This window comes from Hyphomonas sp. GM-8P (genome assembly GCF_003263315.1).
Taxonomy (GTDB): domain Bacteria; phylum Pseudomonadota; class Alphaproteobacteria; order Caulobacterales; family Hyphomonadaceae; genus Hyphomonas.
Genome location: NZ_AWFE01000076.1, coordinates 14,712 through 31,943, shown reverse-complemented (window position 1 = coordinate 31,943; position 17,232 = coordinate 14,712). Strand labels below are relative to the sequence as shown.

At 62.4% G+C, this 17,232-nt stretch carries 21 protein-coding genes; 14 read left to right on the top strand and 7 right to left on the bottom strand.

The window, feature by feature from the left end:
- Window positions 1-182: 182 nt before the first annotated feature.
- Entirely contained in the window at window positions 183-938 is a 756-nt protein-coding gene (locus HY26_RS11950) for a glycosyltransferase family 2 protein (protein WP_034762171.1), read from the bottom strand.
- Window positions 939-996: 58 nt separating this feature from the next.
- Here HY26_RS11950 and HY26_RS11945 point away from each other — a divergent pair, with 58 nt between their 5' ends.
- Window positions 997-1,323 (top strand): DUF6614 family protein, encoded by a 327-nt coding sequence (locus tag HY26_RS11945; RefSeq protein ID WP_112073693.1) that lies wholly within the window; start codon window positions 997-999, stop codon window positions 1,321-1,323.
- Window positions 1,324-1,329: 6 nt separating this feature from the next.
- On the opposite strand, the gene HY26_RS19145 is transcribed toward HY26_RS11945, so the two are convergent.
- From HY26_RS19145 to HY26_RS11925, 4 genes are all read right to left on the bottom strand, one after another.
- Complete coding sequence (locus tag HY26_RS19145) at window positions 1,330-1,761, bottom strand: hypothetical protein (protein ID WP_199288554.1); 432 nt, start codon at window positions 1,759-1,761, stop codon at window positions 1,330-1,332.
- Window positions 1,762-1,852: 91 nt separating this feature from the next.
- Window positions 1,853-2,380: a hypothetical protein gene (locus HY26_RS11935; protein WP_034760835.1), complete on the bottom strand. Its 528-nt coding sequence runs from the start codon at window positions 2,378-2,380 to the stop codon at window positions 1,853-1,855.
- 72 nt (window positions 2,381-2,452) lie between these two features.
- Window positions 2,453-2,857, bottom strand: a complete 405-nt coding sequence (locus HY26_RS11930) for a hypothetical protein (RefSeq protein WP_112073692.1) — start codon at window positions 2,855-2,857, stop codon at window positions 2,453-2,455.
- Window positions 2,858-2,930: 73 nt separating this feature from the next.
- Complete coding sequence (locus tag HY26_RS11925; protein WP_034760842.1) at window positions 2,931-3,500, bottom strand: TMEM165/GDT1 family protein; 570 nt, start codon at window positions 3,498-3,500, stop codon at window positions 2,931-2,933.
- Between the two features lie 296 nt (window positions 3,501-3,796).
- Here HY26_RS11925 and HY26_RS11920 point away from each other — a divergent pair, with 296 nt between their 5' ends.
- The 4 genes from HY26_RS11920 to rplS are packed head-to-tail and all read left to right on the top strand — an operon-like array spanning window position 3,797 to window position 6,035.
- Window positions 3,797-4,378 (top strand): TetR/AcrR family transcriptional regulator, encoded by a 582-nt coding sequence (locus HY26_RS11920; protein ID WP_034760845.1) that lies wholly within the window; start codon window positions 3,797-3,799, stop codon window positions 4,376-4,378.
- A gap of 33 nt (window positions 4,379-4,411) precedes the next feature.
- Window positions 4,412-4,699, top strand: coding sequence for a YciI family protein (locus HY26_RS11915; RefSeq protein ID WP_034760854.1), 288 nt, complete (start codon window positions 4,412-4,414; stop codon window positions 4,697-4,699).
- 60 nt (window positions 4,700-4,759) lie between these two features.
- Window positions 4,760-5,485 carry a tRNA (guanosine(37)-N1)-methyltransferase TrmD gene (gene trmD, locus HY26_RS11910; protein WP_112073691.1) on the top strand — a complete coding sequence of 242 codons (726 nt, stop codon included), beginning with the start codon at window positions 4,760-4,762 and terminating at the stop codon, window positions 5,483-5,485.
- A complete protein-coding gene (rplS, locus tag HY26_RS19420) occupies window positions 5,472-6,035 on the top strand; it encodes a 50S ribosomal protein L19 (protein WP_112073690.1) in 564 nt (187 codons plus the stop codon). Before trmD ends, rplS begins: the two co-directional genes overlap by 14 nt.
- 78 nt (window positions 6,036-6,113) lie before the next feature.
- On the opposite strand, the gene HY26_RS11900 is transcribed toward rplS, so the two are convergent.
- Window positions 6,114-7,025, bottom strand: a complete 912-nt coding sequence (locus HY26_RS11900) for a LysR family transcriptional regulator (RefSeq protein WP_197020203.1) — start codon at window positions 7,023-7,025, stop codon at window positions 6,114-6,116.
- A 91-nt stretch (window positions 7,026-7,116) separates the two neighbouring features.
- On the opposite strand from HY26_RS11900, the gene HY26_RS11895 reads away from it, so the two are divergent.
- From HY26_RS11895 to leuC, 3 genes are all read left to right on the top strand, one after another.
- Window positions 7,117-8,121: an NAD-dependent epimerase/dehydratase family protein gene (locus HY26_RS11895; protein ID WP_034760860.1), complete on the top strand. Its 1,005-nt coding sequence runs from the start codon at window positions 7,117-7,119 to the stop codon at window positions 8,119-8,121.
- 42 nt (window positions 8,122-8,163) lie between these two features.
- Window positions 8,164-10,164 carry a PAS domain-containing hybrid sensor histidine kinase/response regulator gene (locus tag HY26_RS11890; protein ID WP_112073689.1) on the top strand — a complete coding sequence of 667 codons (2,001 nt, stop codon included), beginning with the start codon at window positions 8,164-8,166 and terminating at the stop codon, window positions 10,162-10,164.
- A 104-nt stretch (window positions 10,165-10,268) separates the two neighbouring features.
- Window positions 10,269-11,666, top strand: coding sequence for a 3-isopropylmalate dehydratase large subunit (leuC, locus tag HY26_RS11885; protein WP_112073688.1), 1,398 nt, complete (start codon window positions 10,269-10,271; stop codon window positions 11,664-11,666).
- Here leuC and HY26_RS11880 read toward each other — a convergent pair.
- Window positions 11,663-12,013, bottom strand: coding sequence for a DUF3147 family protein (locus tag HY26_RS11880; protein ID WP_112073687.1), 351 nt, complete (start codon window positions 12,011-12,013; stop codon window positions 11,663-11,665). The genes leuC and HY26_RS11880 overlap by 4 nt on opposite strands.
- A 165-nt stretch (window positions 12,014-12,178) precedes the next feature.
- Here HY26_RS11880 and cysK point away from each other — a divergent pair, with 165 nt between their 5' ends.
- The 6 genes from cysK to leuD all read left to right on the top strand — a co-directional run bounded on the left by cysK (window position 12,179) and on the right by leuD (window position 17,213).
- Entirely contained in the window at window positions 12,179-13,165 is a 987-nt protein-coding gene (cysK, locus tag HY26_RS11875; RefSeq protein WP_112073694.1) for a cysteine synthase A, read from the top strand.
- A 12-nt stretch (window positions 13,166-13,177) separates the two neighbouring features.
- The gene (locus HY26_RS11870) at window positions 13,178-14,230 is read left to right on the top strand and encodes an AraC family transcriptional regulator (protein WP_112073686.1); all 1,053 of its coding nucleotides are present in this window, start codon (window positions 13,178-13,180) and stop codon (window positions 14,228-14,230) included.
- Between the two features lie 107 nt (window positions 14,231-14,337).
- Window positions 14,338-15,168: a sterol desaturase family protein gene (locus HY26_RS11865; protein WP_112073685.1), complete on the top strand. Its 831-nt coding sequence runs from the start codon at window positions 14,338-14,340 to the stop codon at window positions 15,166-15,168.
- 71 nt (window positions 15,169-15,239) lie between these two features.
- Window positions 15,240-15,722 (top strand): hypothetical protein, encoded by a 483-nt coding sequence (locus HY26_RS11860; protein WP_112073684.1) that lies wholly within the window; start codon window positions 15,240-15,242, stop codon window positions 15,720-15,722.
- Window positions 15,719-16,573 carry a VOC family protein gene (locus HY26_RS11855; RefSeq protein WP_034760871.1) on the top strand — a complete coding sequence of 285 codons (855 nt, stop codon included), beginning with the start codon at window positions 15,719-15,721 and terminating at the stop codon, window positions 16,571-16,573. The genes HY26_RS11860 and HY26_RS11855 overlap by 4 nt, the downstream gene beginning before the upstream one ends.
- Window positions 16,574-16,583: 10 nt before the next feature.
- A complete protein-coding gene (gene leuD / locus HY26_RS11850) occupies window positions 16,584-17,213 on the top strand; it encodes a 3-isopropylmalate dehydratase small subunit (protein WP_034760874.1) in 630 nt (209 codons plus the stop codon).
- The last annotated feature ends 19 nt before the right edge of the window (window positions 17,214-17,232 follow it).

Genomic DNA, 17,232 nt, shown 5'->3' with positions numbered 1-17,232 from the left:
GCCTCGTGCCAGCACGCCGCGCCCGGCCCCTCAGGCCGCGCCAAAACGGGACACACGCCCGCCGGCCCTGCGCAGTTCAGGCCGCCCAACGCGGACGCAGGACTAAAGCCTGAAAGGCAATGAAGAACACCATATAAGGACCGTTTATACGACGAGTCCGGCTGGCTCGGTTTGCCCTCGGCTTAACGCTTGTCCGCGCGCGGGTCGTTCCATTCGGCAGCGATGCCATAGCCGCCCCGGCGGACTAGCCAGAACATGCCGATCAGGTCGAAGATCCCTGCGCCAAGCCGCCCGAGGAAACCGTATTTGGATTCCCCGGCCAGGCGCCGGCGGTCGTTGACCAGCTCCTCGCGCACATCCCAGCCCGCGCGTTTGACCAGCGCCGGCAGGAAGCGGTGCATGGAGGCAAAATAGGGCAGGTCCCGGAAGGCCGCCGTACGGATCAGTTTCCAGCCGCAGCCCGTGTCTGTCGCGTCATCTTGCAGGACGAAGCGACGCACGCCGTTGGCGACGCGTGACTGGACCCATTTGAAGCCGGAATCGTTCCGGCTGTTGCGCTTGCCTGCGATGAGGCCGAGCTGGCCCGGTGCGCCCGGTGCGACAATCGCCTTCCACAGGCGGGCCGTATCTCCGGGGTCGTTCTGGCCATCTCCATCCAGAAGTTGGACCCATTCGCCGCGTACAGATTTCAGACCCGTGAAAAGTGCAGCGGATTTCCCGCGCCGCCGAATGTGGCTGAATACAAAAACCGTATCCGGGTGTTTTGCCTTCGCTTCTGCGAGCTCTGCGCCCGTCGCGTCCGACGACTGGTCGTTCACGCAGATGATTTCGAACGGAATACCGGCCAGCTGTTCATGCACCTCGTCGATCACAGGATGCACGTTTCCGGCTTCATTGAAGAAGGGAATGATGACAGAGAGGGCGGGGGTCGCGGCCATATCCTTTCCCGTATAGAAGACTGCGCCTTCCGGCAAACTTATATGCGAGTGATTTGCAATGGATATCTATCACATCTGGTTCGATCTGAAGCCGGGCACCGACGAGCGGGCCTTCGCAAAGGCGCTGCACGCCTTCCTCGACTGGATGAAGTCAGACGGCCGGATCGAGGCCTGGCGGATGATGCGCTGCAAGCTGGGCCTGCGCCCCGATGCGATCCGCGAGTTCCACATCATGATCGAGACGCGTGACCTCGCCCAGCTGGACGAGGCCTTCCGCGCGGCGGCAGCGCGGGAAGGGGAGATCGACGAACTCCACTTCTCCGCCAACGCCATGGTGACGAACGTCAAATTCGGCCTGTTCCGCGACTGGCCGGATTGGGTCTGACGTCTATCAGGCCGGTGCGTAATTGTTCCGTGCCGAAGCGGACAGGACCGTGGCGACATCCGTGCCGGTGTGCAGGTACTGCCGTTCCACCTGCGACAGCTCGAACGGGGCATTCTCGCCATAATGCTTCTGCCAGATCCGGTCCAGTTCCGGTTTGGTCAGTTCAGCGACTTTCTTTTCCTCGATGATGTCAGACGCATCGGCCCGGCGGCCGGGCAGGTAGATCGTGTCATTTCCGAAGTCGACCGCAAAGGCGATGATTCCGGGAATCAGGAAGAGCAGGAGCCCGATACCGTCCAGCATCACGATGCTCGGGTCGAGACGCCCGCGGCCTTGCCCCTTGCGTTCCGGATAAAGCAGCGTGCCGCACCCGGTCAGGCTCGCGGCGAGCAGGGTGGCGGATGCCCCGGTGAGGAGCTGGCGTTTGTGTTTGTCCATTTGGGTACCCCTTCTGGTGGCGGCGTACCGCCCTTGGAACCTCAGCCTGAAACGCGCGGGGTAAGAATTGGTTTCGTCCGGCGGAAAGATTTTATGGTTTTCCGGTTGGCTTGCCTGTTGACGGATCAGTCTCCTTGCCCATCCCGGCAATCGCCTCGATGGCTTCCCACTCCGCAACGATCTCGTCGACATAGGCGACGAAGCTTTTGGCGTAGAAAGGTTTGGAGTCCTTCCACCAGTCACGGATGGCGGCGGAGTCGAGGCTGTCACGCAGGCGGGCTTCGGTGCCGCCCCATAATTCTTCCTCGAACACGCCGAAACGTCTGTGCGTGTGCAGAACTTCATAATGGCGGAAACTCGCGGACAGGAAGTTTGTCGCCCGGAGGCGCTCCGGCCGGGACCAGCTTTCCGGCGCGCCCTCCCTGGTGATCAGTTCGGCCAAGTCCGGATTTTCGATGATCCGGCCAAGATTGGTGGACATCATCTGAGCCGAGGTCTGCGCTGCGGCCATCCGTGTCAGCTCCGCATTTTGTTTCAGCTGGATGCCAATAAAGACCAGCGTCAGCACAACGGCGGCGGACGCCAGGATATTGGCGATGGTGGCGATGGTGTCGAGCATGGAACGATCCTCCCCAGGACTTGGAGCCATCAAGCGCCAGCCCCGGGGAAAAATCAATTCGGCCGGAAAGGTTCAGGCGGCCTGTGCGTCCGCCGCTTCGTCGGAATAGACATCGTGGCGCAGGCTGGCGCGGATCGCGTTCAGCATCATCAGGCCAAGCCCGAAATAGGCTGCCATCCACGCAAGACCAAATGCGCCGTCATGCAGGCCGCGCATCGTGGCGAGCACGAGCAGTGCCATCAGCAGGATCGAGCTGACAAGGCCGCGGCCAGACCAGACCCGCCATGCGAGGACCAGGATGAGCGAGGTCTCAAGCCCCGTCGTTGCCAGCTGGAAACTTGCCGGGAAGACGGAGGCGGTTCCCAGAAGCCCTTCGAGGAAGAGAATGCCGGCAAAGACAATTCCGGCAATCGCGCCGCCCCGCGCCAGACGCATCACATCCCTGAGGGAGGTGATCTCTGGAAACAATCTGTTCATCCTGATTTCCCCACCGCGTGACTCTACTCTTCTACTTTTGATTTCATTGCAGATTCTGTCAATGGCAGTTTGGTCACACCCAGCCCGCTGTCTGGGCCGCCAGCCACACGCCGATGACAATGAACAAGGCCGCCGCAATGAAGCGGACGATATTCAGCGGCACGCGCTCGATCAGTTCATGCCCTAGGAACACGGCCGGCACGTTGGCCAGCATCATGCCCAGCGTCGTGCCGGCGGTGACCCAGACGATCTGGTCGAAACGGGCACCGAGCGCGATGGTCGCGAGCTGCGTCTTGTCGCCCATCTCGACGAGGAAGAAGGCGATCAGCGTGGCAATGAAGGCGCCGAAGCGGGTCGGCTTGTCGTCGAGATCGTCCAGCTGGTCTGGGATCAGGGTCCAGAAGCCCATAATCACGAAGGACGCGGCGATGATGTAGCGGAACCATTCGCCGTCCAGAATATTGGCGACACTTGCGCCGACGAGGGCCGCCAGGAAATGGTTCGCCAGCGTCGCCACAAGAATGCCGAGGATGATCGGCAGGGGCGTACGGAAACGGGTTGCCAGAAGAATGGCGAGCAGCTGCGTCTTGTCGCCGATTTCGGCCAGCGCAACGACAGCGGTGGATGTGAACAGGGCTTCCATAAGGGTCAGGTCTCCATGCCGGGCCTTGTTCGAGTCCAACGACATCGCTCCCCACGCCCGGCAAGGCAGGAGGCGACGTCATTGGTCTCGCCCGGACGGTCATGACCGCCCCTTCCGCACCACGGCCCCTCAGCCGAGTATGTTGACACGGAAGCCCGCCTTTCGGCGGCTGGCTACTCCCCAGATGACGAGGTCCGCATAGACGCGATCGGCAGTGGAGGCAAGCGCTTGACATATTAGGGCAAGTGTCCCAGGAGACTTTCTCGGACAATTGTCCTAATCACGAGGATCTCTATATGGCAGCCACGGACACAAGAGCGCAGATCGTGGAGGCGGCGGACCAGCTGTTCTATGAGCGCGGGTTCGAGCACACCTCGTTCGCGGACATCGCAGCACAGGTGCAGATCTCTCGCGGCAATTTTTATTACCACTTCCGGACCAAGGACGAGATACTGGACGCGGTCATCCGCCAGCGGCTGGAAAACACGCAGGCCATGCTGGACGATTGGGAAGCCGAAGGTGCCGGGCCAGCGGAGCGGATCACGAGCTTCATCCAGATCCTGATCGTGAACCAGTCGAAGATCATGGCGTTCGGCTGCCCGGTCGGGACGCTGACCAGCGAACTCGCCAAGCTCGGCCATCCCTCGCAGGCCGGGGCGGCGGGACTTTTCTCATTGTTTCGGCACTGGCTCGCGCGCCAGTTTGCCCTGATGGGTCATGAAGCGGCCGATGCCGACCGGCTGGCGCTACACCTGCTCGCGCGCAGTCAGGGCGTCGCGACGCTGGCAAGCGCTTTGCGCGATCCGGCGTTCGTCGAAGGGGAGGTGCAGGAGATGTGCAGCTGGCTCGCGGCGCAGACGTCGAGCTGCCTCCAGTAGTTCCAATCCTCTGCATTAAGAAGGGCTCGCCCGATGTATGTTGTTTTGCTGAAATTCTCCGGCAACAAGCCGAAAGCGCCTGAATTCATGGACGGGCACAATGCCTGGATCCGGGACGGCTTCGAGGCAGGCGTGTTCCTCGCGGTCGGTTCCCTGCAGCCGAATGCAGGCGGCGGCATACTCGCCCACAACACGACCCGCGAGGCTCTGGACGCGCGTATCGCGGCAGACCCGTTCGTGGCCGAAGACGTGGTGACGGCCGAGGTGCTGGAGATCACGCCCGCACGGACGGACCCCCGCCTCGATTTCCTGAAGGCCTGATCGGCTCCTCTCTGGCGACGCCGAGGTGACGGGACCCTGCAGCTGCGCTAAAGGCAGCCCATGTTCGAGACGAGTTTCATCACATTGTTTCCGGAGGCCTTTCCGGGGCCGCTGGGCGTATCCATCCTGGAGCGCGCCCGCAAGGAAGGCATCTGGGACTGGGAAACCATACAGCTGCGCGATTTCGGTATCGGCAAGCACCGCAATGTCGATGCGCCGCCGACCGGGGGCGGGGCGGGCATGGTGCTGCGCCCGGATGTGGCCGCGGCCGCGCTGGACAGCATCGTCACCACGAACAAGCACCTCATTTATCTCTCCCCGCGCGGGAAGCCGTTCACGCAGGCGATGGCCCATGAATTTGCTGCCAGCCCGGGGCTGGTCATGTTCTGCGGACGGTTCGAGGGCCTCGACCAGCGGGTCATCGAAACCCATGGCCTGGAAGAGGTCTCGATGGGCGATTTCGTTCTCGCCGGCGGGGAAGTGGCGGCCATGGCGCTGACCGAGGCGGTTGTGCGCCTGCTGCCCGGCGTGGCCGGCAATGCGGACTCTTTAAGTGAGGAGTCCTTCGAGAATGGTCTTCTGGAACATGACCAGTATACGATGCCCAGACAGTGGGGCCCGTACGGGACTCCGGATGTCTTGCTGTCCGGCGATCACAAACGCATCGCAGAATGGCGTTTGAACAGCGCAAAGGCGTTGACAAAACAACGCCGCCCCGATTTATACGCCGCTTACTCCGAAACCCACGATATCCAAGCGCCGGAGACAGGCGATGAACATTATTGAACAGCTGGACGCAGAAGAAGTTTCCCGCGTCCTCGGCGGCAAAGAAATCCCGGCTTTCTCGCCCGGCGACACGCTGGCCGTGAACGTCCGCATTACGGAAGGCGACCGTGAGCGCGTGCAACGCTTTGAAGGCGTGTGCATTGCTCGTTCGGGCGCTGGCGTGAACGAGAGCTTCACGGTCCGCAAGATCTCTTTCGGTGAAGGTGTGGAACGCGTGTTCCCGCTGGTTTCGCCGATGATCGAGTCGATCGAAGTGAAGCGTAAGGGCCGCGTTCGCCGCGCCAAGCTCTACTACCTGCGCGGTCTGCGCGGTAAGGGTGCCCGTATCGCTGAGCGGACCACCGGCCACGGCATCGAGCAGGTCGAGATTGCTGTCTCGAAAACCGAGCGCCGCCGCCAGAAGGATGCCGAAAAGGTTGCCCGCAAAGAAGCCGCTGCCAAAGAGCGCGAAGCTGCTGCCAAGGCGAAAGCCGAAGCAGAGGCCGCTGCTGCCGCAGCCGCCGAAGCTGAAGCCGCTGCAGAAGCTGCAGAGGGCGGCGCTGAGGAATAGTCCTCTTCTGGCCCAGATCTGCTATTGGCAGATGACAAGCGCCCCTGCCGAAAGGCGGGGGCGTTTTCATTTCAGGTATCAATGGAAGCCAAGGCTCGCCTTCGCATGGGCGGACATGTCGGTGACGAGGCGGTCGAAGACGAGCCGCATGCGGCGATTGCCGCGCAGATCCTCATGCATCGTGATCCACGTCTCCAGAAAAAAACTCATTTCTTTCGGGAAGAGGCGGACGAGGTCCGGACAGCTCCGGGCGAGGTTCGTCTGGCAGATGCCGATGCCGAAGCCCGCGCGGATCGCGGCGAGCTGGGCGACGTCGTTGTCCGTGCGAAAGGCGAAAATCTCCCGCTTCAGCGGCATGCCGATGTTCTGCAGCGCCTGAAGGCCCGCCGTCTGCCGGTCGAAGCCGACAATGGCGTGATCCTGCAGAGCATCGATGGACTCGGGACGCCCTCGCCGGGCGAGATAATCCTTGTGGGCATACATGGCGAGCTGGATGTCGCCGGCCTTCTGCGCCACCAGCGCGCCCTGGGCGGGCCGGACCATGCGCACGGCGATGTCGGCATCGCGGCGCAAGAGGTCTGACGTTTCGTTCGTCGCGACGAGCTCGAAGTCGATCCCGGGATGATCTGCGCCGATCCGGGTGAGGGTGGGTGGCAGGACTTCCACGCCGATGACCTGGCTCGCACTCAGGCGCACGGTGCCAGCAATGTCCCCGTCTGCGCCTGAGGCGGCTCGCATCATGGCCGCGGCGGAGGCTTCCATGGCCAGTGCATGGGGGACGAGCGATCCGGCCAGATCTGTCGGGGAAAGGCCGTGCGGAGACCGGATGAACAGGGCGCCGCTATCCAGCGCCTCTTCCAGCAGGGTGATGTGGCGGGCGATCGTCGGCTGGGTCAGGCCGCTGGCCCGGGCCGCGGCCGACAGGCTGCCGGTGCGCCAGACACCGAGGAAAGACCGGCAATGGTCCCAGGAGAGGGCGATGTGTTCCACTATTTTTCTATAGCCGATGCAGAATTTATCGCAATTTTCTTTAGCTCCAATCGTAGGCATTTCTACGGGACAGACGCAAAGGAGATGTCCCATGAACCGCTCACGCACAGCTCTCGTCCTCGGCGCCACAGGCGGGGCCGGGTATGAAATCGCCGAAGCCCTCCGCCGCCGGGGCTGGCAAATCCGGGCGCTCAGCCGCCGGCCGGATTATGGCCAGACGCTGCTGCCCTATGCCGACTGGCTGAAGGGCGATGCGATGAATGCGGCCGACGTGGCTGAAGCCGCAATCAACACCGACCTGATCGTTCATGCCGTGAACCCGCCGGGCTACCGTAACTGGCGTGGCCTCGCCCTGCCGATGCTGGACAATACGATCGCCGCCGCGAAGGCCTCGGGCGCGCGGATCATGTTCCCGGGCACGATATATAATTACGGGCCGGATGCCTTCCCGTTGCTCAAGGAAACCGATCCGCAAAACCCGCGCACCCGTAAAGGCGCGATCCGGGTGGAGATGGAAGAACGACTGGAACGGGCTGCCGGGCAGGGGACGCGGGTCCTGATCGTGCGGGCGGGCGACTTTTTCGGGCCGCACAGCACAGGCAATTCCTGGTTTTCGGAAGGCCTCGTGAAACCCGGTCAGCCGGTGAAATCCGTTACCTGGCCCGGGCGGAAAGGGGTGGGCCATGCCTGGGCCTATCTGCCGGACTATGGCGAGGCGGTTGCTGCTCTGATCGAGCAGGACACCGAACTCACCGCTTTCGAGAATTTTCATTTCGCGGGTCACTGGTTCGAGGACGGACACGACTTTGCAGAAGAAGTGCGCCTTGCAGCCGGCGCGCCGGATGCGCCGATCCGGGACTTGCCGTGGCCGGTCCTGCAGTTGTTGTCGCCATTCGTGCGCCTGTTCAGGGAGCTCGCGGAGATGAAATATCTCTGGGATGTCCCCGTCCGCCTCGACAATACGAAACTGGTACAGCGGCTTCGCGCCGAACCGCACACGCCGATCAGGGCTGCCTTGCACACGACGCTCGATGCGATGGGATGCCTGCCCGAGACGATCCGGAGACAGAGCGAACTCAACTTAAGGGATTGTTGAGGGGTCTATGGTCTTCTCCCCTCGGTGGAGGAGCGTCGGACGATGACCGGTGGCGGCAAGCTTGAATTGCTGATGGAGGTGCTGAACCTCCTGCCCAATCCTGTTTCCGTCAAGAATGCGAACCATGACTGGGTCGAGGTCAATGACGCGTTCTGCCGGTTTGTCGGTCTGCCGCGCGAAGACCTGATCGGGCAGCCGGATCGTGAAGTCTTCCCGAACGAACAGGCCGACATCTTCCGGGAAATCGATGACCGTGTTCTGGAAACCCGTACCCAGATTGTGACGACGGAACAGATCTCCAATGCCGCGGGAGATCTGCGCTGGGTCGAATCATCGACATCCTTTTTCCAAGATGCTGCAGGCAGCGCCTTTATCGTGAGTATCCTGACGGATGTCACAGAGCTGAAGAAGCAGGAAGCGGAGCTGGAGGACGCCCGCAAGACGGCGCTGAATGCGTCAAAATCGAAAACGGAATTCCTCGCTAATATGAGCCATGAAATCCGTACGCCCATGAATGGCGTCCTCGGCATGTCGCAGGTCTTGCGCCGGACGACACTCGATGGCGAACAGGTCGAGATCGTCGAAATGATCGAACGGTCCGGCGAAGCCCTGCTCACCGTGATCAATGACATTCTCGACTTTTCCAAGATCGAAGCCGGGAAGCTGGCGATCGATTCAGAACCTTTCTCCCTCTCTGCGGTACTGGACGATGTTGCCGCGCTGCTCGGCTCCGGCGCGAACGAGAAGGGGATCGAGCTGATCACCGACATCAGCCGCGACGTGCCCGATGAAGTGGTCGGCGATGCGGGCCGGATACGCCAGATCCTGACCAATCTTGTGGGCAATGCGATCAAGTTCACGACCGAAGGCCATATCCTCGTCCGCATCGCCGGGTCCGGCGAGAATGGCTACGCTCATCTGGCGATCACGGTGGACGATACCGGCATCGGCATTCCGGAAGACAAGTTGGAGACAGTGTTCCACCAGTTCGAACAGGCGGACGCCTCCGCCACGCGCCGCTTTGGTGGCACAGGCCTTGGCCTTTCGATCTGCCGCAGCCTGGTCGAAGCCATGGCCGGGCAAATCGGTGTGACCTCGACCTTTGGTGTCGGGTCCACCTTCCGGGTCGAGTTGACGTTGCCAATTGCCGATGATGAGCCGCGCCTGTTCCTGGAACCGGTGGAGCGGCCGGATCTCGGCCATGTCCGTGCGCTGGTGATCGATGATATTTCGCTGAACTGCCGGATCTCGGCCAGCCAGCTCGCCCTTTACGGTATCCGGTCAGACCATGAGACCGATCCGCGCGAAGGCCTGCGGCGCCTCGCCGATGCACATAATCGCCGGGAACCTTATGACCTGCTGGTGCTGGACTATCAGATGCCCGGGATCGACGGCCTGCGTGTCGCAAGAATGATCCGCTCCAAGCCAGCCTTCAATCGATTGAAGATCGTGGTCGTGTCCTCGGTGGATTCCCAGGACGCGAAAGACGCTTTCCTGGAAGCTGGGGTCAACGCATTCCTGGTCAAGCCCTTGCGCAGCGGCGCGCTGGGCGAGGCGGTCAGCGCCGTGATCGGAAAGGCCCCGCGGCCCGCCCCGGTGAAAACACCAAAGCCGAAGCCTGTGGCGGCTCCGATACTGGCGCGCGCCTCCGCAGGGCGCATCCTGATTGCCGAGGACAATGAGGTGAACCAGCGGGTGATGGCCGGACTGCTGAACGGGTCCGGCTATGAGCTGCACTTCGCGGCCAATGGGGAGATTGCCGTCGACCTCTTCCGCCAGAACGCCTACGCCATTGTGCTGATGGATGTGTCCATGCCGGTCATGGACGGGCTGGCGGCGACAAGGGTGATCCGGGATTTCGAGGCGTCCGGCGGCAGGGCCCCCACGCCGATTATTGCCGTGACGGCGCATGCCATGACCGAGGAACGGCGGGATTTCCTGTCTCGCGGGGTGGATGCGGTGCTGACCAAGCCGGTCGACAAGGCCGAATTGCTGGAAGCGGTGCAGGAATGGACCGGGCGGCCCGTCCGCAGGGTTGCCTGAACTGCCATCTGACACATTGACGCGATGCCTTGTGTGTTGCACGAGACGCGCTGGCGCGCGCGTTCACGCGCAATATTTTTCTACAAGCAGGGAATTTTCGGCCCATGGCAGGCAAGACACTCTACGACAAGATTTGGGATGCGCATCTGGTGCACACCGATGAGGCGTCGGGGGAAAGCCTACTCTATATCGACCTGCACCTGATCCACGAAGTGACCACGCCGCAGGCTTTCGCCGGGCTGAAGGCTGCCGGGCGCGGTGTGCGCCGTCCGGACCTGACCCTCGCCACGCCGGACCACAACACACCGACCGAGAACCAAGCCGCGGGCCTCGCCGGGGTGAAAGACCCGGAAGCCCGCAACCAGCTCGAAACGCTGATGCGCAATGTGGAAGAGTACAAGATCAAGATCTTCCCGATGGGCGATATCCGCAACGGCATCGTCCACGTGATCGGGCCGGAGCAGGGCCGCACCCAGCCGGGCATGACGATTGTTTGCGGCGACAGCCACACCTCCACGCATGGTGCATTCGGTGCACTCGCGCACGGCATCGGCACGTCAGAAGTGGAACACGTTCTGGCGACGCAAACGCTTCGTGCCCGGAAGATGCAGAACATGGCGATCGAAGTGACCGGCAAGCTGAAGCCGGGCGTGACCGCCAAGGACCTCGCGCTGCACATCATTGCGAAGATCGGCACAGCCGGCGGCACGGGCTGCGTGATGGAGTATCGCGGCGAAGCGATCCAGGGCCTGACCATGGAAGGGCGCATGACGTTGTGCAACCTGTCCATCGAGGGCGGCGCGCGCGCGGGCCTCGTCGCGCCGGACGAGAAGACATTCGCCTATATCAAGGGTCGCCCGTCCGCGCCGAAGGGCGGGGCATGGGAAGTGGCGGAAAGCTACTGGAAGACGCTCTACACGGATGAAGACGCCGTGTTCGACCATGTCGTCGAAATCAATGCCGAAGACGTTGAGCCCACCGTCACCTGGGGCACCAGCCCGGAGCAGGGCATTCCGGTCTCCGGCATCATTCCGAAGCCGGAAGACTTTACTGATCCGGTGAAAGCCGCCGCGTGTGAGCGCGCGCTGGACTATATGGGCCTTGAAGGCGGCGTGCCGATCGCGGGCACGCCGGTGCAGCGCGTCTTTATCGGCTCGTGCACCAATTCCCGCATCGAAGACCTGCGCGCCGCGGCAGAAGTCGCCAAGGGCAATCAGGTGGCCGAAGGCGTGCGTGCCATGGTCGTGCCGGGCTCCGGTCTCGTCCGTGCGCAGGCGGAGGAAGAAGGCCTCGACCAGATCCTGATCGAAGCAGGTTTCGAGTGGCGCGAACCGGGCTGCTCCATGTGCCTCGGCATGAACCCGGACATCCTGTCGCCGGGCGAACGTTGCGCGTCGACGTCGAACCGCAACTTCGAAGGCCGCCAGGGCCGCGGCGGCCGCACGCACCTGATGAGCCCGGCCCTCGCCGCGAAAGCCGCAATCACGGGTGTGATCGGCTAGAGCCGGAGGCCGAAGCGCGGGCCGATCCAGCTCATCAGAAGGTAGAGCGCGACGGTCAGGATACAGCCTGCACTGAGCGCCAGCCAGAATGGCCAGCCCTGTTTCAGCAGGGCAGGGATAAACAGGAACATCGGAAGGCTGGGCAGGACATACCAGAATGTGGCGGAGGAATGTTCGGCCATGTTCTGGACATCGGGCTTGTCGCGCCAGAGCCAGATCATGCCCAGAACAGAGACCAGCGGAAGGGAGGCGACCAGCGCGCCGGCACCGGGATACCGCTTGGATATTTCCGATACGATCGCAACGATGATTCCTGAGATCAGCGCTTTCAGAAGTAGATAGGCCATGCGCCTTTGTTCCCATGCGTTGAATGTGTCATGCAATATGCTGCGTTTCATCAGGCCCGTCCAAGTGCCCGTTCGCCTTCCATACCCGAATACTTAAACCGAGCTTTCAGTTGCTTCACGGCCTCGGCGGGCGGATAGTCCCGCAAAACCATGAAGGAGGACGTGATGGCTGGAACTGTTAAACTGCCCGGCGGGGTGACGCTGGATGGCCCGCGCGGGCGCACTTACGTATCCATTCTCGAAACCGTCGGCTCGACACCGTTGGTCGCCGCACCGAAATTTGCGGCAGACGCGGGCATCAAGGCCAACCTCCTCTTCAAGTGCGAGTTCTTCAATCCACTCGCCAGCGTGAAGGACCGGATCGGCCTGAACATGATCCTGGAGCTGGAAGCCGCCGGAAAGATCACGCCTGGAAAATCCGTGCTGGTCGAGCCGACGTCCGGCAATACAGGCATCGGCCTTGCCTTCGTGGCGGCCAATCGCGGCTATCGCCTGATCCTGACCATGCCGGAATCCATGTCGATCGAGCGCCGGCGCATGCTGGCCTTCCTCGGCGCGGAACTGGAACTGACGCCGAAGGAGAAAGGCGTGAACGGCGCCATCGCCAAGGCGGAGGAACTGGTCGCCTCCATTCCGGACGCCGTCATGCCCAGCCAGTTCGACAATCCCACCAATCCGGCGATCCACGAGAAGACGACTGCCGAGGAAATCTGGGTGGATACCGATGGCGCCGTCGATGCGGTGATTTCCGGCATCGGCACCGGCGGCACGATGACCGGCTGCGCCCGCGTACTGAAGGCAAAGAAGCCGGGCCTCAAAATGTTCGCGGTGGAGCCGGAAGACAGCCCGGTCCTCTCTGGCGGTGAACCTGGCCCGCACATGATCCAGGGGATCGGCGCTGGCTTCATTCCCGGCAATGCCGACACGAGCATGATCGACGAAGTGGTGCAGGTCTCGAATGCCGATGCGATGGCGAACGCGCGGACGCTTGCCAAACTCGAAGGCATCCCGGGTGGCATCTCCTCCGGCGCGGCGGCGACGGCGGCCATCAAGGTCGGCAGCCGGGATGACATGGCCGGCAAGACGCTGGTCGTGATCCTGCCGAGCTTTGCGGAGCGTTACGTCTCGACGGCCCTGTTTGAAGGGCTGTAATCCCGCACGCGTATGCTGCTCATCGACGTTCTGCTTCGATACCCGGCTGTTGCGGTCCTTCTGGTGCTTGCGGCGCTATGCATTCGGGACGGAGGCGGACGGGTACAGGCCTGGCTGGGCGCCGGGTTGACCGTCAGCCTGGCAGCGATGCTGATCGGCACCGCGCCGTCCATCCTGCAACCCTCGTTTCCGGCGCTTGTTGTCGTCCGCCTGATAGACATGCCGAACATGCTGCTCCTATGGCTGTTCGGTCGATCCCTGTTTGATGACGATTTCCGCATCCGCCCCACCGACTGGGGTGTCGCCGCTTGCTACCTGGCGCTGTGGCTGGTCCTCAGACTGTCAGACCTGGGCCCGATCCCGCCAAGGCCTGACTGGATGCCGCTGGGTACCAATCTGTTCTCCGCAGGCCTCGCGCTGCACCTCGTCTGGACGGCGCTTGCGGGACGGGGGGATGATCTCGTGGAAGCCCGGCGGTCCATGCGCCTCTGGTTCGTGATTGCGCTGGCCGGGGCGGCCGGGCTCAACATTTTTGGCGAGGCGCTGTTCAGCCGCGCGCATGACGGGGCGGTTTCGACATTCCGGTCGGCGCTGGTCCTGATCGTGGCGCTCTGGGGCCTGTTCTGGATGACGCGGCTGAGAGCGGAAGTCCTGCTGTTCCAGCCTGCGCCAAAACCTGGGCCGCCGTCTCCTGTCTCGCCGAAGGATGCGGCGCTGCTGGCACGACTGACCCGGTTGATGGAAGAGGATGAGGCCTATACCGAACAAGGCCTCACGATTGGCGCGCTAGCCGAGCGGGCAGGTGTGCCGGAGCACCAGTTGCGGGCGCTCATCAATCGCGGCCTGGGTCACCGGAACTTCGCCGCCTTCCTGAACGGCTACCGAATCGCGCTGGCGAAGCGAAAACTGTCCGATCCGGACCTGGCACGCATTCCGGTTCTGACAATCGCCATGGATTCCGGCTTTGCCTCGCTTGCGCCCTTCAATCGGGCCTTCCGGACGATGGAGGGTGTGACGCCGACGGAATATCGCGACGCGGCGCTCGCCAAAGCCGGTCAGAACTGAAAAAACCGGCGCGATTTCGAATTCGATCAGGCTTTTCCAGTCTCGCGGAGACGTAAGGTACCCAAACGCACCATCCTGCGGTCACTTCAGATCTTGAGGAGACCGACATGGATTGGAGTACATTCACGTTTGATCATTTCTTACAGCGGGCCGGGCACGGCATCGAGTTCGAGATATTCCGCTACTTGCTCGGCACGATGTCGACCTTCGTCATCATCTGGCTCGGCCTGTCACACCTGTTGCGCTACCGGAAGATCCGGAAACCCACCCCGCGCGCCCGCCAGATCCGCAGCGAACTGTTCTGGTCCGCCATGACGGTGCTGGTCTTTGTCGGCATGGACATCATTATCTTTGATGCCGCCGAGCTCGGCATTTTCCAGAAGTATGACGACGTCGCCAAATATGGCTGGGTGTGGTTCTTCGTGTCGATCCCGGTGATGATCATCGCGCACGATACGTGGTTCTACTGGGCGCACCGGTTCATGCACCTGCCGCGCTTCTACAAGCTGTTCCATATGCGGCATCACCGGTCGCACAATCCGACACCGTTCACGGCCTATTCCTTCGCGCCGCTTGAAGCCGTGGTGGAATACGCTTTCGTGCCGGTCGGCCTGATGCTGATCCCGATCCACAACACGGCCTTCTACATCGTGATGATGGTCATGATCTTCAAAAACGCGACGGCCCATTGCGGCTATGAACTGATGCCGAAATCCTGGGCCCGCCTGCCGATGCTGGGCTGGCTGACGTCAGTCACCCATCACGACATGCACCATGAGCGCGCCAGCGGGAACTACGGATTCTACTTCACCTGGTGGGACCGCTGGATGGGCACCGAACACAAGAACTATCTCGAACGCTTCGAGACTGCCGGTGACTGGGCCCGCAAGGCGGACGCGAAGCTCGCGGCCGGCCCGGCCCTTGTCCCGGCGGAATAACGGGCCTCCCCTTGTCTCCGGCGGGGTTTTGTAGAACCCATCTTCAGGATCCCGCCGGAGAGTGTTTTCGTTTGGCCGCCCTGCACACCATTGCCCTTTTCGTCCTCGGCCTCGTCATGCTGGCGATGGCCGCAGGACTCGACGCGATGATCCGGCTGAACGTGTCTGGCTGGGTGCAGTTGCTACTGGCCGGGTTCGGCGTCTATCTCGTGGTCATGTCGTGGTTCTCGCTGCGGTTCGACCGGCGCCGGGCAAATGTTCTGGAGACCGGGACGCCCCAGACCGTGCAGTTCGAGATCAACCGGACATCCGACGGGGAGTCGGCGGCGTTCCTGGCGGAAGTGAAAATCGGCGAAGACGTCTGGATCACGCCGCTGCGCATTTCGCGTCGGGTACGGAAGCTGCGCAAGCAGGGCGAACTGGAAGGCGAAGCCTGGCTAGACGGGGAAGGGCGGCTTGTGGCGCTCGCCCATGAGGGCGAACAGCTCCGTGTCATGCCGTTTCCGCGCCGCAAGCGCTTTGGAAGAAAAGACAGAAAGAAGAAAAAGACATGAGCCAGCTCGTCACCGGTCTCGACCATATCGTCCTCGTCGTGCCCGAGATCGACTCCGGCGCGGCGGTTTATGAAAGCCTGCTCGGCCGTCCGCCGGTCTGGCGTGCCATCGCGGAAGGCGGCGCCGCGACGGCGATCTTCAAGGTGGCCAACACCAGCCTCGAACTGATGGCGCCTGCCGGAGAGGGGCCGGTGGCCGACCGGTTGCGGGAGATCATCGAGGCAGAGGGCCCCGGTCTGAAGACGCTGGCCTTCGGCACGGCTGACATTGAGGCCGCGCATCACAAGCTTACCCGCCGGGGCATGCTGCCGACCGAGATTGCGCCGGGCGAGAGCACAAATACGCTGGATGGGGCCACCCGCCGCTGGAAACGTTTCCGCTGCGCGGCCGACCAGACCGCCGGCGTGAAAACCTTCCTGATCCAGCCTGAAACGCCCCTGCCGCCGCAGGTCGATCCGGAAGGCGCGGTCGTCTCGCTCGATCATATCGTCATCGATACGCCGAACCCGGACCGGGCGCTCGGTCTTTATGGCGCACGCCTCGGTCTCGACCTTGCGCTCGACCGCAATGCCCCGCAATGGAAGACGCGCTTCCTGTTCTTCCGCACCGGCGGGCTGACCTTCGAAGTGATCCACCGCCTTGGCGAGACGCACGATCCGGTCGGGCCAGACAGGATCTGGGGCCTGACCTGGGAAGTGGCCGATCTCACCGCGGCGCATGCGCGCCTCACCGACATGGGCTTCAACGTTTCGGAACTGCGCAAGGGCCGCAAACCCGGCTCCAGCGTCTTTACCGTGCGGGATGGCACAATGGGCGTTCCGACGCTTTTCATTGCGCATGAGCCGAAGTAAGAACGCCGCCATGACACCGTTTACTGAAATCACCGGAACCGCTGCGCCGCTGCTCGAAAAGGGCAAGCTCATGTCCAATGTCGACACGGACATGATCATCCCGAAACAGTTCCTGAAAACAACCGAGCGGACCGGCCTGTCGAAAGGCCTGTTCTACGAGTTGAAAACGCTGGCCGATGGCTCCCCGAAACCGGATTTCGTGCTCAACAAGCCGGAATTTTCGAAAGCAGGCATCCTGATTGCGGGTGAGAATTTTGGTTGTGGGTCTTCCCGCGAGCATGCGCCATGGGCGCTGGCGGACCAGGGCATCTCGGTCATCATCGCACCGAGCTTTGCCGATATCTTCCACAATAATTGCTACAAGAACGGCATCCTGCCTGTCCGCCTGCCGGTGGATGTGTGCGAAAAACTCGCGCAACAGGCTGGCGGGTCCAACCACATATTCTCGGTGGACCTTGAAACGCAGACGGTGACGGCGCCTGACGGCGAGACCTACAATTTCGATGTCGATCCTGGCCGCAAGTCCAATCTGCTGCAGGGCCTCGACGAGATTGGCGCCTCGCTGAAGGCTGAAAGCGACATCAGCAGCTACGAGGCGACCCGCAAGGTCTCCACCCCGTGGCTTGAGCCGGCGGGCTGAGACCCGGCCGGCATTCGAG

Bases quoted from the DNA above. Each gene is read 5' to 3' on its own strand.
- HY26_RS11950 (WP_034762171.1), bottom strand. From the start codon at position 938: ATGGCCGCGACCCCCGCCCTCTCTGTCATCATTCCCTTCTTCAATGAA.
- HY26_RS11945 (WP_112073693.1), top strand. From the start codon at position 997: ATGGATATCTATCACATCTGGTTCGATCTGAAGCCGGGCACCGACGAG.
- HY26_RS19145 (WP_199288554.1), bottom strand. From the start codon at position 1,761: ATGGACAAACACAAACGCCAGCTCCTCACCGGGGCATCCGCCACCCTG.
- HY26_RS11935 (WP_034760835.1), bottom strand. From the start codon at position 2,380: ATGCTCGACACCATCGCCACCATCGCCAATATCCTGGCGTCCGCCGCC.
- HY26_RS11930 (WP_112073692.1), bottom strand. From the start codon at position 2,857: ATGAACAGATTGTTTCCAGAGATCACCTCCCTCAGGGATGTGATGCGT.
- HY26_RS11925 (WP_034760842.1), bottom strand. From the start codon at position 3,500: ATGGAAGCCCTGTTCACATCCACCGCTGTCGTTGCGCTGGCCGAAATC.
- HY26_RS11920 (WP_034760845.1), top strand. From the start codon at position 3,797: ATGGCAGCCACGGACACAAGAGCGCAGATCGTGGAGGCGGCGGACCAG.
- HY26_RS11915 (WP_034760854.1), top strand. From the start codon at position 4,412: ATGTATGTTGTTTTGCTGAAATTCTCCGGCAACAAGCCGAAAGCGCCT.
- trmD (WP_112073691.1), top strand. From the start codon at position 4,760: ATGTTCGAGACGAGTTTCATCACATTGTTTCCGGAGGCCTTTCCGGGG.
- rplS (WP_112073690.1), top strand. From the start codon at position 5,472: ATGAACATTATTGAACAGCTGGACGCAGAAGAAGTTTCCCGCGTCCTC.
- HY26_RS11895 (WP_034760860.1), top strand. From the start codon at position 7,117: ATGAACCGCTCACGCACAGCTCTCGTCCTCGGCGCCACAGGCGGGGCC.
- HY26_RS11890 (WP_112073689.1), top strand. From the start codon at position 8,164: ATGACCGGTGGCGGCAAGCTTGAATTGCTGATGGAGGTGCTGAACCTC.
- leuC (WP_112073688.1), top strand. From the start codon at position 10,269: ATGGCAGGCAAGACACTCTACGACAAGATTTGGGATGCGCATCTGGTG.
- HY26_RS11880 (WP_112073687.1), bottom strand. From the start codon at position 12,013: ATGGCCTATCTACTTCTGAAAGCGCTGATCTCAGGAATCATCGTTGCG.
- cysK (WP_112073694.1), top strand. From the start codon at position 12,179: ATGGCTGGAACTGTTAAACTGCCCGGCGGGGTGACGCTGGATGGCCCG.
- HY26_RS11870 (WP_112073686.1), top strand. From the start codon at position 13,178: ATGCTGCTCATCGACGTTCTGCTTCGATACCCGGCTGTTGCGGTCCTT.
- HY26_RS11865 (WP_112073685.1), top strand. From the start codon at position 14,338: ATGGATTGGAGTACATTCACGTTTGATCATTTCTTACAGCGGGCCGGG.
- HY26_RS11855 (WP_034760871.1), top strand. From the start codon at position 15,719: ATGAGCCAGCTCGTCACCGGTCTCGACCATATCGTCCTCGTCGTGCCC.
- leuD (WP_034760874.1), top strand. From the start codon at position 16,584: ATGACACCGTTTACTGAAATCACCGGAACCGCTGCGCCGCTGCTCGAA.